This is a genomic window from Streptomyces sp. NPDC091281 (assembly GCF_044757425.1).
In the GTDB taxonomy this organism is placed as follows: Bacteria; Actinomycetota; Actinomycetes; order Streptomycetales; family Streptomycetaceae; genus Streptomyces.
Window position 1 is genome coordinate 98,063 of the sequence record NZ_JBIVUY010000012.1, and the last position, 15,039, is coordinate 113,101.

13 protein-coding genes and 1 pseudogene are annotated in these 15,039 nt (G+C 74.7%); 7 read left to right on the forward strand and 7 right to left on the reverse strand.

Annotated features, from left to right (window positions below; all coding sequences use genetic code 11):
• Positions 1-25: 25 nt before the first annotated feature.
• The 3 genes from ACIQPQ_RS27870 to ACIQPQ_RS27880 all read right to left on the reverse strand — a co-directional run bounded on the left by ACIQPQ_RS27870 (position 26) and on the right by ACIQPQ_RS27880 (position 2,737).
• Positions 26-1,261 (reverse strand): DUF4032 domain-containing protein, encoded by a 1,236-nt coding sequence (locus ACIQPQ_RS27870; protein WP_401308849.1) that lies wholly within the window; start codon positions 1,259-1,261, stop codon positions 26-28.
• Positions 1,262-1,271: 10 nt separating this feature from the next.
• On the reverse strand, positions 1,272-2,021 hold the full coding sequence (locus ACIQPQ_RS27875) for an MBL fold metallo-hydrolase (protein ID WP_401308852.1): 750 nt from the start codon (positions 2,019-2,021) through the stop codon (positions 1,272-1,274).
• An 89-nt stretch (positions 2,022-2,110) separates the two neighbouring features.
• Positions 2,111-2,737, reverse strand: a complete 627-nt coding sequence (locus ACIQPQ_RS27880) for an alpha-ketoglutarate-dependent dioxygenase AlkB (protein ID WP_383777452.1) — start codon at positions 2,735-2,737, stop codon at positions 2,111-2,113.
• A gap of 231 nt (positions 2,738-2,968) precedes the next feature.
• Between ACIQPQ_RS27880 and ACIQPQ_RS27885 the strand changes: the two genes are divergently transcribed.
• The 5 genes from ACIQPQ_RS27885 to ACIQPQ_RS27905 all read left to right on the forward strand — a co-directional run bounded on the left by ACIQPQ_RS27885 (position 2,969) and on the right by ACIQPQ_RS27905 (position 10,067).
• Positions 2,969-3,628 carry a TetR/AcrR family transcriptional regulator gene (locus tag ACIQPQ_RS27885; RefSeq protein ID WP_401308856.1) on the forward strand — a complete coding sequence of 220 codons (660 nt, stop codon included), beginning with the start codon at positions 2,969-2,971 and terminating at the stop codon, positions 3,626-3,628.
• A 180-nt stretch (positions 3,629-3,808) separates the two neighbouring features.
• Positions 3,809-5,482, forward strand: a complete 1,674-nt coding sequence (locus ACIQPQ_RS27890; RefSeq protein ID WP_401308859.1) for an FAD-binding dehydrogenase — start codon at positions 3,809-3,811, stop codon at positions 5,480-5,482.
• Positions 5,483-5,793: 311 nt separating this feature from the next.
• Positions 5,794-7,191 carry a M1 family metallopeptidase gene (locus tag ACIQPQ_RS27895; protein WP_401308862.1) on the forward strand — a complete coding sequence of 466 codons (1,398 nt, stop codon included), beginning with the start codon at positions 5,794-5,796 and terminating at the stop codon, positions 7,189-7,191.
• A gap of 270 nt (positions 7,192-7,461) precedes the next feature.
• Positions 7,462-8,169: a response regulator gene (locus tag ACIQPQ_RS27900; RefSeq protein WP_401308865.1), complete on the forward strand. Its 708-nt coding sequence runs from the start codon at positions 7,462-7,464 to the stop codon at positions 8,167-8,169.
• 74 nt (positions 8,170-8,243) lie between these two features.
• A complete protein-coding gene (locus ACIQPQ_RS27905) occupies positions 8,244-10,067 on the forward strand; it encodes a sensor histidine kinase (protein WP_401309304.1) in 1,824 nt (607 codons plus the stop codon).
• A gap of 24 nt (positions 10,068-10,091) precedes the next feature.
• Here ACIQPQ_RS27905 and ACIQPQ_RS27910 read toward each other — a convergent pair whose 3' ends face one another.
• From ACIQPQ_RS27910 to ACIQPQ_RS27920, 3 genes are all read right to left on the reverse strand, one after another.
• Positions 10,092-10,352: a WhiB family transcriptional regulator gene (locus ACIQPQ_RS27910; protein WP_401308868.1), complete on the reverse strand. Its 261-nt coding sequence runs from the start codon at positions 10,350-10,352 to the stop codon at positions 10,092-10,094.
• A gap of 91 nt (positions 10,353-10,443) precedes the next feature.
• Positions 10,444-10,950 carry a diadenosine tetraphosphate hydrolase gene (locus ACIQPQ_RS27915; protein ID WP_401308870.1) on the reverse strand — a complete coding sequence of 169 codons (507 nt, stop codon included), beginning with the start codon at positions 10,948-10,950 and terminating at the stop codon, positions 10,444-10,446.
• Positions 10,951-11,050: 100 nt separating this feature from the next.
• On the reverse strand, positions 11,051-12,268 hold the full coding sequence (locus tag ACIQPQ_RS27920) for a saccharopine dehydrogenase family protein (protein WP_401308873.1): 1,218 nt from the start codon (positions 12,266-12,268) through the stop codon (positions 11,051-11,053).
• 159 nt (positions 12,269-12,427) lie between these two features.
• Here ACIQPQ_RS27920 and ACIQPQ_RS27925 point away from each other — a divergent pair.
• Positions 12,428-13,132: pseudogene (locus ACIQPQ_RS27925) on the forward strand (TetR/AcrR family transcriptional regulator); the annotation flags it as partial.
• Positions 13,133-13,298: 166 nt separating this feature from the next.
• On the opposite strand, the gene ACIQPQ_RS27930 reads toward ACIQPQ_RS27925, so the two are convergent.
• Positions 13,299-14,243, reverse strand: coding sequence for a LysR family transcriptional regulator ArgP (locus tag ACIQPQ_RS27930; RefSeq protein ID WP_401308876.1), 945 nt, complete (start codon positions 14,241-14,243; stop codon positions 13,299-13,301).
• A gap of 69 nt (positions 14,244-14,312) precedes the next feature.
• Here ACIQPQ_RS27930 and ACIQPQ_RS27935 point away from each other — a divergent pair, with 69 nt between their 5' ends.
• Positions 14,313-14,930, forward strand: a complete 618-nt coding sequence (locus tag ACIQPQ_RS27935) for a LysE/ArgO family amino acid transporter (protein ID WP_401308879.1) — start codon at positions 14,313-14,315, stop codon at positions 14,928-14,930.
• The last annotated feature ends 109 nt before the right edge of the window (positions 14,931-15,039 follow it).

Sequence of the window (15,039 nt, forward strand, 5' to 3'; positions counted from 1 at the left end):
CGCACGCTGGAGCGCGGCCCCCGGTTCACTCCGGGACGGTCGGCTCCAACGTCTCCCGCGCCTTCGGCAGAATCCGCGAGATGTAGTCCTCCACGGCCGTGTCCAGGCCGATGTCCGACTGGGCCCGCTCCGACAGGTACCAGCGGTGTTCGAGCAGCTCGTGGTAGATCTCGGCCGCGTCCATCGAGCCGCGCAGGTCCAGCGGCACCGCCCGCACGGTCGGCCGGAACACGTCCCGCACCCAGCGGTGCGCCAGGACCTCCGGGCGGGCCGCGAGGGGGTCGCCCGGCGCGTAGTCGTCCTGGGTGGCCATCCAGCTCTCCAGGTCGTTCAGCAGCCGCCTGGCCTGGTTCTCCTCGGTGTCCAGGCCGGTCAGCCGCAGCAACTGCCGCTGGTGGTGGCCCGCGTCGACGACCTTCGGCACGAAGGTGACCGTGTCGCCGTTGGAGGAGTGCTCGATCTGCATCTCGGCCACGTCGAAGCCCAGCTCGTTCAGGCGGCGGATGCGGCGCTCGATGTAGTGGTACTTGCCCGCCGGGTAGACGGAGACGCGGGTCAGCTCCTCCCAGAGGCCGCCGTAGCGGGCGCAGATCTCGGTGCCGAACGCGATCGGGTCGACCGACGGGTGCAGGGCGCCCGACGCCTCCAGGTCGAGCAGTTCCCCGCTGATGTTCACCCGCGCCAGGTCGAGGTCGTAGTCGCGCTGCCCGGGGCTGAGGCGCGGGTGCAGGTCGCCCGTCTCGGCGTCGACGAGATAGGCGGCGTAGGCGCCCGCGTCGCGCCGGAACAGGGTGTTGGACAGCGAGCAGTCGCCCCACGCGAACCCGGCGAGGTGCAGCCGCACCAGCAGCACCGCCAGGGCGTCCATCAGCCGGTGCATGGTCGCCGGGCGCATCGTCGTCTCGAACATCGACCGGTACGGCATCGACCCGCCGAGATGCCGGGTGACCAGCACCGGTTCCAGGTCCTCGCCCGCGTCGTCCAGGCGGCCGGTGACGACGGCCAGCGGGTCGACGGCGGGGATGCCGAGCCGGTCCAGGTCGCGCAGCAGCTCGTACTCGCGCAGCGCCGGGCGCCGGGCCAGCTCCTTGACGGCGATGACCTCGTCGCCCGCGCGCGCGTAGCGCACCACGTGGCGGGAGATGCCGCGCGGCAGCGGTACGAGGACCTCGTCCGGCCACTCCACCAGCGGGAGGTGCCAGGGCAGCTCCAGCAGGAGGGCCGGGTGCTCCGGGTTGGTGGCGCTGATCTGCAAAGCCATGGCCAGAACCTTAGACGGCCTGCTCGGCCGCCCGCCGCGCCGCCTCCCGGACCGCTCCCCGGTGCACCGGCCCGTGCCCCGGCAGCAGGACGTCGCCCGGCAGGTCCGCGATCACGTCGAGGGAGGCCACCGCGCGGTCCCGCTCGTGGTGGAACATGTCGGGCAGCAGCTGCGGTCCCCGCGCCCGCGCGATGCGGTGCCCGGTCACCAGCGCGTCACCGGAGACGACGACCCCGGCGTGCGGCAGATGGAACACCGTGTGCCCGTCCGTGTGGCCCGGCGTGTGCACGGGCACCGGACGCCCCGGCAGGTCCAGCGCGCCGCCGTCCGCCGGGAACGCCTCGGGCTCCAGCACCGGGTGCTGCGCCATGCCGCCCACCCGCATGACGTGCGCCGTCCACGGCAGGACGCCCGGCCGCCACAGGTTGCGCAGGACCGCGCCGGGGCTGACCTGCTGGAGGAACTCCCGCCGCGCGTGCGGCACCTCGGCCGGATGCAGCACGACGGGCGTGCCGTACGTCGCGCGCAGGTGCTCGGCGGAGCCCAGGTGGTCGTTGTGGGCGTGGGTGACGAGGACGGCGGTGACGGCCTCCGGTGAACTGCCCACGGCGGCCAGGGAGTCCAGCAGCAGCCGCCGGTCGCCGGGGTAGCCGGTGTCGACGAGGGTGACGGCGTCGCCCTCGGTGAGGATCACCCAGTTCGTGTGGCCGCCGTGGACCAGGTGGATGCCGTCCGCCACGTGCCGTACGTCCGCGCGCATGATCGTCCTCGGGTGGGATCGGGGGAGGGACGCGCTCAGTGATACACGAGGGGCCGGTGGCATCGGTGAGGCGGTCCCCCCTCGGGCGCCTACCGCACGCCGCGCGGCCGGAACTGCACGCTGATCCGGGGGCCCGTCGCGCGCGCCGACTTCGGGACGCAGTGCTCCCAGGTCCGCTGGCAGGAGCCGCCCATCACGATCAGGTCGCCGTGGCCCAGGGGCCGCCGCACCGAGTCGCCGCCGCGCACCGGGCGCAGCAGCAGGTCGCGGGGCGCGCCCACGGAGAGGATGGCGACCATGGTGTCCTCGCGGGCGCCCCGCCCGACGCGGTCGCCGTGCCAGGCGACGCTGTCCCGGCCGTCGCGGTAGTGACAGAGCCCGGCGGTCACGAAGGGCTCGCCCAGCTCGTCCGCGTAGTGCGCGGTGAGGGCGGCGCGCGCCTCGTCGAGGACCGGGTCGGGCAGCGGGTCGCCCGCGCCGTAGAAGGCGAGCAGCCGGGGCACGTCCACCACCTGGTCGTACATCTGCCGTCGCTCGGCCCGCCACGGCACCTCCGCCGCGAGCCGTTCGAACAGGGTGTCGGCGCCGGTCAGCCAGCCGGGCAGCACGTCGATCCAGGCGCCCGCGCCGAGCACGGTCCGGCGGACGCCGTCCAGGGAGCCGATCCGCAGCTCGTCGGCCTGGTCGAAGAGCGAGCGCTGGAGGTGCCTGGTCATGGGACCAGCGTACGCCTTAATCGAACGTATGCGCGATACGCGATGCGCGGTGAGTGGGGCGGGGTGGGGTGCGCGGGGGCGGTACGGGGTGAGGGCGGCGCCGGGCGGGTGCGGCGAGGCCGGGGCCAGTGCCGGGCGGGTGCGACGAGGCGAGGCGGTGCCTTGGTCGGAGGTCTTTCGATACATCGACGTATCCGATACATTCGCGTATCGGGACGGAGGTGCGGCGGCATGGCGACGGCGCGGACGGAGCACGCGGAGCGGGGCGGGGGGACGGAGCCGGGCGCGCGGCGCGTCACACGGCGCCGGAGCGAGACGCGGGCCCGGCTGCTCGACGCCGCGTTCACGGTCTTCGCCGCCAAGGGCTTCGGGCGCGTCTCCATCGAGGAGGTCTGCGCCGCCGCCGGATACAGCCGGGGCGCCTTCTACTCCAACTTCGCCAGCCTCGACGAGCTGTTCTTCGCGCTCTACCGGCAGCGCGCCGACCTCATCGCCGGGCAGGTCGCCGACGCCCTCGCCGGGGACACCGCCGCGCTCGACGTGCCCGCCTCGGTCGACCGCGTGAGCGAGGTGCTCCTCCTCGACCTCGACTGGCTCCAGGTGAAGACGGACTTCCTCGCGCACGCCGCCCGCGACCCGGAGGTGGCCCGCACCCTCCTCGCCCACCGAGCCAGGCTGCGGGGCGCCATCGCCGAGCGGCTGGACCGCGCCCGTACGCCGCTGCCCGCCGTCCTCGGTGACGCGGGCGCCGCCGCCCACGCGGTGGTCGCCGCCTACGACGGCGTCACCACCCAGCTCCTGCTGGACAAGGACGTCGACCACGCGCGCGCCTGGCTGAAGCAGTTGCTCACCGCGCTGCTCACGCGGGACGGCGACCCCCGATCCCCCTGACCCCACAGCCCCCACGCACCGCCCGACCCCGCAGTCCCCACGCACCGCCCGACCCCGCAGTCCCCACGCACCGCCCGACCCCACGAGCCCCACGTCCCCCACGTCCTCCCTTCCATGAACGCCCTACGCGGGTCCCCAGCGCGTCCCGCGGGCGACCCGAACGAGAAAGGCAGCCGTCGCATGAACGCGGACGTCATCGTCGTCGGAGCGGGCCTCGCCGGCCTGGTCGCGGCCCACGAACTCACCAGCAGGGGCCGCCGGGTCGCCCTGGTCGACCAGGAGAACGCCGCCAACCTCGGCGGCCAGGCGTTCTGGTCCTTCGGCGGGCTCTTCCTCGCCGACTCGCCCGAACAGCGGCGCCTCGGCATCACCGACTCCCTCGACCTCGCCTGGAACGACTGGCAGGGCAGCGCGCAGTTCGACCGCGTCGACGACGAGGACTCCTGGGCGGTGCGCTGGGCCCGCGCCTACGTCGAGTTCGCGGCGGGGGAGAAGCGGACCTGGCTCAGCGGACACGGCATCAACCTGCTGCCCACCGTCGGCTGGGCCGAGCGCGGCGACCTGCGCGCCGACGGCCACGGCAACTCCGTGCCCCGCTTCCACATCGCCTGGGGCACCGGCACCGGCGTGATCGAGCCGTTCGTCCGGTACGCCCGCCAGGCCGAGGCGGACGGCCTGCTGACCTTCCACCACCGGCACCGGGTCGACGGACTGGTCGTCACCGACGGCGCCGTCCGGGGCGTACGCGGCACCCTCCTCGCCCCCGACGACTCCGCGCGCGGCGTCCCCACCAGCCGCGAGCGCGTCGGCGACTTCGAACTCACCGCGCAGGCCGTCGTCGTCACCAGCGGCGGCATCGGCGCCGACCACGACCTGGTCCGCCGCCACTGGCCCGCACGGCTCGGCACCCCGCCCGCCGAGATGGTCACCGGCGTCCCCGCCTACGTCGACGGCCGCATGCTCGACATCAGCGCCGAGGCCGGCGTCCGCCTCGTCAACCGCGACCGCATGTGGCACTACACGGAAGGCATCCGCAACTGGGACCCCGTCTGGCCCGGCCACGGCATCCGCATCCTGCCCGGCCCGTCCTCCCTCTGGTTCGACGCCCTCGGCCGCCGCCTCCCCGACCCCTGCCTGCCGGGCTACGACACCCTCGGCACCCTGCGCCACCTGCGCACCACCGAGGACCTGGCGGGCCACGACCACTCCTGGTTCGTCCTCACCCGGAAGATCGTGGAGAAGGAGTTCGCGCTCTCGGGCTCCGAGCAGAACCCCGACATCACCGCCAAGGACCGCAAGGCCGTGCTGCGCGACCGCCTCCTCGGCAAGGGCGCCCCGGCCCCCGTGCAGGCCTTCCTCGACCACGGCGCGGACTTCGTCGAGGCCGACAGCCTGGACCGGCTCGTCGAGAAGATGAACGCCCTCACCGACAAGCCGCTCCTCGACGCCGACACGCTGCGCCGTCAGATCCGCGCCCGCGACCTCCAGATGGACAACGCGTACAGCAAGGACGCCCAGATCCAGGGCATCCGCAACGCCCGCCGCTACGTCGGCGACCGGCTCGGCCGGGTCGCCACCCCGCACCGCATCCTCGACCCCGCCGCCGGACCGCTGATCGCCGTCAAGCTGCACATCCTCACCCGCAAGAGCCTCGGCGGCATCCAGACCGACCTCTCCTCCCGCGCCCTCGGCGCCGACGGCACCCCGATCGAGGGCCTGTACGCGGCGGGCGAGGTCGCCGGGTTCGGCGGCGGCGGCGTCCACGGCTACAACGCCCTGGAGGGCACCTTCCTCGGCGGCTGCCTCTTCTCCGGCCGCGCGGCGGGCCGGGCGGCGGCGGAGCGGACGGGCTGACCGGCCACCAGGCAGCCAATAGGCGACCGGGCCACCAGGCCCACCGGGTCGCCAGGCCGCTCGGTCGACAAGGCGACAGGTCGACAGACAGCTGACGTGACGGTGTGACGGGCCGACGAGGTGTCCCCGTCCACGCCGAGTGACCGTGACAGGGTGCTTCCCTGGCGCATGACGGGGGTGCTCCCCTCGACACCGCGTGACGGGGACGCACCCCTCCACGCTGCGTGACTTGACCTGTTCGAGGGGGACTCCCGGACGCCCGCTGCCTAGGCTGAGAAAGCTTGATCATCAGCCACCCCCCAGGAGCCCCCGTGACCCACCCCCGCAGACGCCCCGTCCTCCTCGCGGCCGTCCCCGTCGCCGTGGCGGCGCTGCTCGCCGCCGCCGACCCGGCCCTCGCGGCCGGACCGACGGGCACCCGGGGCGTCGGCGACCCCTACTTCCCGCTCGCCGGGAACGGCGGCTACCACGTGGGCCACTACGACCTGACGCTCCGCTACGACCCCGCGCGCAAGCACCTCGACGGCAAGGCCGTCCTCACCGCCCGCGCCACCCAGCGCCTCACCCGCTTCGACCTGGATCTGCACGGTCTCAAGGTCACCGGCGTCACCGTCGACCACGTCAAGGCCGCCTTCCGGCGCGACGGCCAGGAACTCGTCGTCACCCCGCGCCACGCCCTGCGCAAGGGCAGGGCGTTCCGGGTCGCGGTCACCTACGCGGGCACCCCGCAGCCGGTCACCGACCCCGACGGCTCGCTCGACGGCTGGATCCCCACCGACGACGGCGCCTTCGTCGCCGGGGAGCCGCAGGGCGCCATGACCTGGTTCCCCGCCAACAACCACCCCACCGACAAGTCCTCGTACGACTTCACGCTCACCGTCCCCGAGGGCCGCACCGCCGTCGCCAACGGGGTGCTGCTGAACCGCCGCACCGCCCACGGGAAGACCACGTTCCGCTGGCGGCAGACCGAGCCGATGGCCGCCTACCTCGCCACCGCCACCGTCGGCAAGTTCCGCGTCGAGCAGTACACGACCCGCACCGGGGTCAAGGTCTACAACGCCGTCGACCCGCGCGAGGCCACCGCCGCCGCGCCCGTCCTGAAGAAGCTCCCCTCCGTCCTGGACTGGGAGAGCGGCCTCTTCGGCCGGTACCCGTTCCGCGCCGCCGGGGCCATCGTCGACCGGGCACCCCAGGTCGGCTACGCCCTGGAGACCCAGACCCGGCCCGTGTACGACAGCGCGCCCGATCTGAGCACCCTCGTGCACGAGACCGCCCACCAGTGGTTCGGCGACTCCGTCTCCCTCACCACCTGGAAGGACATCTGGCTCAACGAGGGCTTCGCCACCTACGCCGAGTGGCTCTACGCCGAACAGCACGGCGGGAAGACCGCGCAGCAGACCTTCGACGCGCTGTACGCCCGCCCCGCCGCCGACGGCCTGTGGGCCTTCCCGGCCGGGAACCCCGGCAGCGGCGCGAACATCTTTGACACCCCGGTCTACGCCCGCGGCGCGATGACCCTGCACGCCCTGCGCACCGCCGTCGGCGACCGCGCCTTCCTCCGCATCCTGCGCGCCTGGGCCGACGCCCACCGCGACGGCCACGGCACCACCGCCCAGTTCGAGCACCTCGCCGAGCGCCTCTCCGGCAAGGACCTCGACGGCCTGTTCCGCACCTGGCTCCACACGGCGGGCAAGCCGAACCGGCCGTAGCGCACCGGGCCGGCCCTACGACGGTCGCTCCCGTGGCGCACGGGACCGGCCGTCGGAGGCGACCTGACGGGTTCCTCACATCCGTACGGCATCCTCGCCCCCGTGGCGCGCGCCCGCGCCCCGCGCGCGGGACACGCGCCGCCGGGGGCCCGCCGTCCGCCGCGCGCACGCCGGGGGCGACCATGTCCGTACCGGCCGTGCGCCCCGCCCGCGCACGGCCCCCGGACGCGGCCGACCCGCCGACCGGCCCAGCCAGGGAGGAACCACGCCGTGTGCGCCCACGTACTCGTCGCCGAGGACGACACGATGCAGGCCGAACTCATCCGCCGCTCGCTGCTCGCCGAGGGACACACCGCCACCGTCGTCCACGACGGCTCGGCCGCGCTGGACGCCGTCCGGCGCGACCGGCCCGACCTCGTCGTCCTCGACCTGATGCTCCCGCTCGTCGACGGCCTCGGCGTCTGCCGGGTGCTGCGCCGCGACGACGACATCCCCGTGCTGATGCTGACCGCGCGGGCCGCCGAGGAGGACGTGCTGCTCGGCCTCGAACTGGGCGCCGACGACTACATGACCAAGCCGTACAGCCCCCGTGAGCTGATGGCCCGCATCCGCACCGTCCTGCGCCGCAGCGGACGCACCGCCGCCGCAGGCCCCGAACGGGCGGACGACCCTGTCGTCCGCGCCGCCGGGATAGCCGTGGACCCCGAGCGGCACGAGGTGCGGTGCGACGGGCGGCCGGTGGAGTGCACGCCCGCCGAGTTCCAGATCCTGCTCGCCCTCGCCGGGGAACCCGACCGGGTCTTCTCCCGGCGACAGCTCCTCCAGTGCGCGCGCGGCCTCGACCGCTCCTCCACCGAGCGGGCGGTGGACGTGCACATCATGAACCTGCGCCGGAAGATCGAGGCCGACCCGCGCCGCCCGACCCGGCTGCTCACCGTGTTCGGCGTCGGCTACAAGCTGAGCGGCACCCGCCCGTGACCCGGAAACCCGCCCCGGCCGCCCCCGCCGACGCCGGGGACGGTGGCGATTCCGCCGCCCCGGCCCGCCCCCGCATCCCGTTCCGCAAGCGCCTCCTGGTCCGTCTGCTCATCGCGTCGGCCCTGATCGCCGTCTGCTCGGTCGCCGCGACGGCCTGGCTGGCGGTGACCACCACGACCCGCGCCCTGCGCGAGGAACAGGGACAGGCCCTCGCCGACGACATGGACATCCTCGCCCGGCTCAGCGGCTACGCCGCCACCCACCCCGACTGGTCGGGCGTCCGGGCCACCGTCCGCGACCTCTCCGCCCGCACCGGCCGCCGGATCGCCCTCACCACGGCCGACCGCACCCTGATCGCCGACTCCGCGCCGCGCGGCACCTCCCTGCCGCCGCGCGCCGCCGCCACCGTCGACCCGCTGCGCACCGACACCTCCAGCGAGCCCGGCGCCCAGATCGGCGGCGTAGACCCGCGCGTCGTCGGCCCCTACCGGCTCACCCCCGCCGAACGCACCCGCCTCGACCGCCTCGCCCGCGCCCTCCAGACCTGCTACGTCCGCTACGGCCTCGACGCCACCCTCGGCCGCACGCCCGGCGGCCGCCCCTACGTCGAGCGCTCCGACGGCACCCTCGGCACCGGCTACGTCCCCGAACCCTGCGCCGACGGACGCCTCGACACACCCGTGTCCACCGAGGAGAAGGCCCTCACCGCGCTCCAGGAAGGCGCGAGCGGCTGCCTCTCGCGGGCCGGGCTGGAACCCGCCACGGGCGCCCGCGCGCGCGGCGCCGCCGTCGCCGTCCTGGACTTCCGGCGGCCGACCCCGACACCCGGCTTCCTCGTCAAGGGCGACGCCGACGCCGTCCGCGCCGCCCGGACCTGCCTGGACGACGCCCACCGCGCCCAGCTCGACCCGTACGTCGCGCCCGTCGCGGAACTGTTCCTCGGCGGCGGCGACAGTCCCGTCGGGCCCCGCTGGGACATGTCGTCCGCCAACAAGGCGAAGGTCGCCGGTGCGGCCGGGCTGGTCCTCGCCGTCACCGTCGCCGTGACCGCCGCCGTCGCGACCCGGCTCGTCCGGCCGCTGCGCGCCCTCACCGCCGCCGCCCAGCAGCCGCCCGACCGGCACGCGCGCGTGCCCGTCACGACCCGCGACGAGACGGGCATACTCGCCGAGGCCTTCAACGACCTCAGCGAGCGCCGCGAGCGCCTGGAGGCCCAGCGCAGGGCCCTGGTCAGCGATGTCGCCCACGAACTGCGCAGCCCGCTCACCAACATCCGGGGCTGGCTGGAGGTCACCCGCGACGGTCTCGTCGAACCCGACACCGCGCTGCTGTCCGCGCTGCACGACGAGGCGCTGCTGCTCCAGCGGGTCATCGACGACCTGCGCGACCTGGCGGCGGCCGACGCGGGCACCCTCGTCCTGCACCGCGAACCGGTGCCCGCCGACGAACTCCTCGCCCAGGTCGCCGCCGCCCACAAGGTGGCCGCCGCCACCGCCGGGGTCGCCCTGCGCACCGACGCCGACGGCTGTCCGTGGCTGGACGCCGACCCGGTCCGGCTGCGGCAGGCCCTCGGCAACCTCGTCACCAACGCCGTACGCCACACCCCGTCCGGCGGCACGGTCACCCTGTCCGCGCGCAGCGAGAAGGGGCAGGTCCTTCTGGAGGTCGCCGACACCGGGTCCGGTATCGCCGCCGAGGACCTGCCCCACGTCTTCGAGCGTTTCTGGCGGGCCGAGAAGTCCCGCAGCCGCCGCACCGGGGGCAGCGGCCTCGGCCTGCCGATCGTCCGTCAGCTCACCGCCGCCCACGGCGGCACCGCCCACGCGGCGAGCGTCCCGGGCACCGGCAGCACCTTCACCCTCCGGCTGCCACCGGCCCCGCCACCCCCGGAGAACTGACCGCCGTACCCCGGCGGCCCGCCCTCACGAGCTGCGGCGCGCCGCCCTGATCCGGCGCCGCATCGCGCGGCGCTCGTTTTCGCTCGTGCCGCCCCACACCCCGAGCGTCTGGTCCGTCTCCAGCGCCCACTCCAGGCAGGACTCCCGTACCGGGCAGCCCCCGCAGACCGCCTTCGCCTGCTGCGTCTGGAGCAGCGAGGGCCCCGAGGTGCCGATCGGGAAGAACAGTTCCGGGTCCTCGTGGCGGCACGCGGCCTGCTGTCGCCAGTCGTCCGTCGAAGTCACCTGCGATCACGTCTTCCGTTGGGTTCCGGATGCTTGCTCCCGAGCGGGTGACCGATCATGCGGGCCTCAAACCAGGGGAATCCGGCCGGACTTAGCGGGAGCCTGCTGCGCCGGGGGTCGTTCCGTGGGGGTGGAGGGCGCTCAACTCGTCCTGGATCGCGGCCCGCAGAGGGTCGTGCCGGGGGCCGAGCGCGTGGCGCGGATCGCTCCACCGTTCCCGCGGGTACCGCCAGACCGGGAGCCGCACGAGCGCGTCCGGTTCCCAGTCGAACCGCGGCCACACGTGCGCGTGCAGAAAGGGATCGGCGTTCCCCAGGATCTCCAGGTTGACGCGCCGGAAGGCCGGGTCGAGCCGCCCGCAGGCCCGCTCGACCGCCTCGCCCAGCGCGTCCAAGTCCGACAGGAACGCCAGCCGCCTGCCGCGCGGCAGGTCCGACAGGCGCTCCGCCGCGGGGTCGTCGGTCAGGAGCACCGAGTACCCAGGCAGGAACTGCGTGTCCCCGATCACCGCGAACCCCGCCGCCAGCCTGCGCAGCACCGTGGGGTTGGTGCCGCGCAGGGCGCTGCCGATCCGGTCGTCACGCCAGTCGTCCGTCACGTCCGCAGACTCTAGCGACGGGGCGGGGCGGGGCGGGGCGGGGCCGGGCGGGGCGGGGCACGGCGCGGCGGGTCGGGGTGGAGCGGTGTCCGGTGTCGTCCTACTGCTCGCGCAGTCCCCACGGGGAGCCGTACTCGGTGAGCAGGTCGAGGAACGGGCGGGCCGGGAAGGCCTCCGGGCCGAGGACGCCCGCGCCCGACCAGGCGCCGCGCGCGAGGAGTTCGAGGGCCACGACCGGGTTGACGGCCGTCTGCCACACCACGGCCTGGCTGCCGTACTCCGCCATCGACCACTGGTTGTCGACCACGTGGTAGAGGTACACCTCGCGCGGCCGGCCGTCCTTCGTGCCGCGCACCCACGTGCCCGCGCACGTCTTGCCGTGCATCCGGTCGCCGAGCGTCGCCGGGTCGGGCAGACAGGCCGCGACCACGTCGCGGGGCGACACCCGCACCGGGCCGGACGCGCCGGGCACCGTCACCGGCTCGGTGCGGTCCAGACCCAGCAGGTGCAGCGTCTTCAGCGTCTCGACGAACTCCGTGCCGAGCCCGTACTTGAAGGTGACCCGCCGCGCGTCGACCCAGCGCGGCATCAGGAGCACCTCCTCGTGCTCCACGTTCACGCACTCGACGGGGCCGATGCCCTCCGGGAAGTCGAACACCTCGGGCTCGCTGAACGGCTCGGTGGTGAACCAGCCGCGCTCCTTCTCGTAGACCACGGGCGGGTTGAGGCACTCCTCGATGGTGGTCCAGATGCTGAACGACGGCGCGAAGTCGTAGCCGTCCACGGTGAGGTCGGCGCCGTCGCGGACGCCGATCTCCTCGATCTCGTCGAACAGCTCGTCGGCGGCGTGCCGGGCGAACACGTCCGACAGGCCCGGCTCGACGCCCATGCCGACCAGGGCCAGCGCCCCCGCCTTCTCCCACTCCTCGGCCGCCGCGAACTGCGCGTCACCGAGCTTCACCCCGCACTCCTCGTACGGGCGCTCCGGGTGCGGGTACGACAGCGACATCGCCATGTCGACATAGGTGGCGCCCCCGGTGCGGGCGGCGCCGAACAGCGGCAATACGAACCGCGGGTCGGTGGCGTTGAGGAGGACGTCGCAGCGGTGGTCGGCGAGGAGAGCGACCACGGCCGCCTCGTCGCTCGCGTCGACCTGCGCGGCCACGAACCGCTCGTCGCCGTCGAGCGCGGCGACCGCCGCCGCCGACCGGCCGGGGTCGAAGTCGGCGACCACCATCGCCTCGAAGAACGGGCGCCGGGCCGCGATCCGGGTGATGGCGGTGCCCACGCCCCCGGCCCCCACGAGCAGTACACGCATGACGGTCTCCTTGCCTCGGACAGCTGTTGTGCCTGATGTGTGCGGTATGTGCGATGTGTGTGACCTGTGCGGTGTGACGGGTATCGGGCGCCCTGCGAGGGATACAACGCCCTCGGCCAGCGTAAGGTCAATGGCGTTGGCATAAGGAGGCCGAGCGGCGTGGCGAAGCAGGTCGTACCCGAAGAGAAGCGCAGACGGCGGCGCCCGACGCGCAGCGGCACGGTCCTGTCCGAGCCCCTGATCGTCGAGACGGCGCTGCGCCTGCTGCGCGAACACGGCGGCGCGGGGCTGAGCGCCCGCCGTCTCGGCCTGGCCCTGGACTGCGACCCGAGCACCCTCTACCGCTACTTCCGGGGCATGGACGACCTCACCCTCGCCATCGGCGACGCCCTGATCGGGCAGGCGCTGCGCGGCTGGACCCCGACCGGCCGCTGGCGCGCCGACCTGCACGCCGTCGGCCTGCGCGTGTACGACGCCTACGTCGCCCACCCGCAGGCCGCCCAGCTCACCGCGAGCCGGGTCACCGGCCGGGCCAACGAACTCGCCGCCGACGAGGCGGTCCTGGACGTGCTGCGCTCCGCCGGGTTCCCGGTGGCGGAGACGGTGCGGATCTACCACGCCTTCATCGACCAGACCCTGGCCTTCGCCGCTCTCGATGCCGCCTCGCTGGCCCTGCCGCGCGACACCCGGCACGCCGACGAGGCGATGTGGCGCTCCACGTACGCCCGGCTGCCCGCCACCACCCACCCTCGGATCGCCGAGGCGGCCCCGCTGCTGGCGACCCGGATGGTGACCAGCGCCTATCCGACGGCGCTGGCGATGCTCCTGGACAGCGCGGCAGCCCGGCTCGCGGCCCTGCGGGACGGGGCGACCGTCGTGCGGGACACGGCAGCCGTACGGGAACCGGAGGCCGTCCAGGACCCGGCGGCTCCGCGGGACTTGGCGGCCACCGACCGGAAGACCGGCACCGACCGGAAGACCGCCACCGGCCAGGACACCGCGACAGGCTGAGCGGCGCCGCCCCTCCCGCTCACGGCTGCCGCAGTGACTCCGCCGCCGTGGCCGCGACCGCGTCCGCGACGGTGGCTAGGGCGGGGGAGTCGAGTTTCCACTGCTGCCAGTACAGCGGGACGTCGAGCGGGCGGCCGGGGGCCAGCTCCACCAGGCCGCCCGCGGCGAGGAGGTCCCCGGCCTGGGCCTCCGGCACCATCCCCCAGCCGAGCCCGGCCGCCACCGCGTCCAGGAAGCCCTCCGAGGTCGGCACGGCGTGCCGCACCGCCCCGCCGGGGCCGACCGGGCCGTCGGGGGAGTCCGCGCCGGGTCCCGCCGCCGCGCCGCCGGACGCGACGTCGGCGCGCAGCCGCCGCAGGAAGCCGTCCTGGAGGTCGTCGCTGCGGTCGAAGACGATCAGCGGGGCCCGCCCGAGGGGCGTGCCGGTGAGGTGCCGGGCGGCGAAGGCGGGGCTCGCGGCGGCGACGTACCGCATCCGGCCGAGCGGGCGGACGGAGCAGCCGGTCACCGGCTCCGGGGAGGAGGTGACGGCGGCCATGACCAGGCCCTCGCGCAGCAGTTCCGCCGTGCGGGTCTCGTCCTCGCGGCGCAGCTCGAAGGCGAGGGGCGGCTCCTGCGGGACCCGGCTCAGGGCGGGCAGGAACCAGGTGGCGAGCGAGTCGGCGTTCACGGCGACCGTGACCCGCGTCGGTTCCCCGGCGCCGCTCATGCCCAGCTCGGCGCGCGTGTCGTGCTCCAGGCGCGCCAGTTGGCGGGCGAACCGCACCACGATGTCGCCCGACTCGGTCGGCCGCACGGGCTTGGTGCGCAGCAGCAGGACCCGCCCGGTGCGCTGCTCCAGCGCCTTGACCCGCTGGCTGACCGCCGACGGCGTCAGGTGCAGGGCGGCCGCCGCCGCGTCGAAGGTGCCCTCGTCGACCACGGCGAGCAGGGTCCGCACCTGGTCGAGCGGAAGATCCGTCATCACGAACGCTAATGATACGTAAAAATGTTGAGCTGTACGTGGAGTGATCCACTCCCTAGCGTGGACGCCATGTCCACCACCCTCACCGCCGCGGCGGCCGGATTCGGCACCGGTCTGTCGCTCATCGTCGCCATCGGGGCGCAGAACGCCTTCGTCCTGCGCCAGGGTGTGCGCCGCGACGCCGTGCTCGCCGTCGTCGGGATCTGCGCCCTCTCCGACGCCCTGCTCATCACGCTCGGCGTCGCCGGGGTGGGCGCGCTGGTGGTGGCCTGGCCGGGCGTGCTCACCGCCGTCGCCTGGCTCGGCGGCGCCTTCCTCCTCGGCTACGGCGCCCTCGCCGCCCGCAGGGTGGTCCGGCCCGGCGGCGGCGCCCTGGAGACCGGGGGAGAGGCGGTCGGCTCCCGGCGGCGGGCGGTGCTGACCTGCCTGGCGATGACCTGGCTCAACCCGCACGTCTACCTCGACACCGTCTTCCTGCTCGGCACGGTCGCCGCCGACCAGGGCCCGCTGCGCTGGACCTTCGGCCTCGGCGCCGCCACCGCGAGCCTCTGCTGGTTCGCCGCGCTGGGCTTCGGCGCCCGCCTGCTCAGCCGCTTCCTGGCCCGCCCGGCCGCCTGGCGGGTCCTCGACGGCCTGGTCGCCGCCACGATGATCGTCCTCGGCGTCACCCTGATCGCGGGCGCCTGACCGTCCCCGGCCGATGACCGTCCCGAGCCGGGCCGTCCACCGGGCCCGCCGTCCGGTCCGCGTGCACCCGCCCGTCCCGGCCAGTGAGACGGACGGTCCACAGTGGCAC

Coding starts and splice junctions, on each gene's coding strand:
- ACIQPQ_RS27870 (WP_401308849.1), bottom strand. CDS start 1,261: ATGGCTTTGCAGATCAGCGCCACCAACCCGGAGCACCCGGCCCTCCTG.
- ACIQPQ_RS27875 (WP_401308852.1), bottom strand. CDS start 2,021: ATGCGCGCGGACGTACGGCACGTGGCGGACGGCATCCACCTGGTCCAC.
- ACIQPQ_RS27880 (WP_383777452.1), bottom strand. CDS start 2,737: ATGACCAGGCACCTCCAGCGCTCGCTCTTCGACCAGGCCGACGAGCTG.
- ACIQPQ_RS27885 (WP_401308856.1), top strand. CDS start 2,969: ATGGCGACGGCGCGGACGGAGCACGCGGAGCGGGGCGGGGGGACGGAG.
- ACIQPQ_RS27890 (WP_401308859.1), top strand. CDS start 3,809: ATGAACGCGGACGTCATCGTCGTCGGAGCGGGCCTCGCCGGCCTGGTC.
- ACIQPQ_RS27920 (WP_401308873.1), bottom strand. CDS start 12,268: ATGCGTGTACTGCTCGTGGGGGCCGGGGGCGTGGGCACCGCCATCACC.
- ACIQPQ_RS27930 (WP_401308876.1), bottom strand. CDS start 14,243: ATGACGGATCTTCCGCTCGACCAGGTGCGGACCCTGCTCGCCGTGGTC.
- ACIQPQ_RS27935 (WP_401308879.1), top strand. CDS start 14,313: ATGTCCACCACCCTCACCGCCGCGGCGGCCGGATTCGGCACCGGTCTG.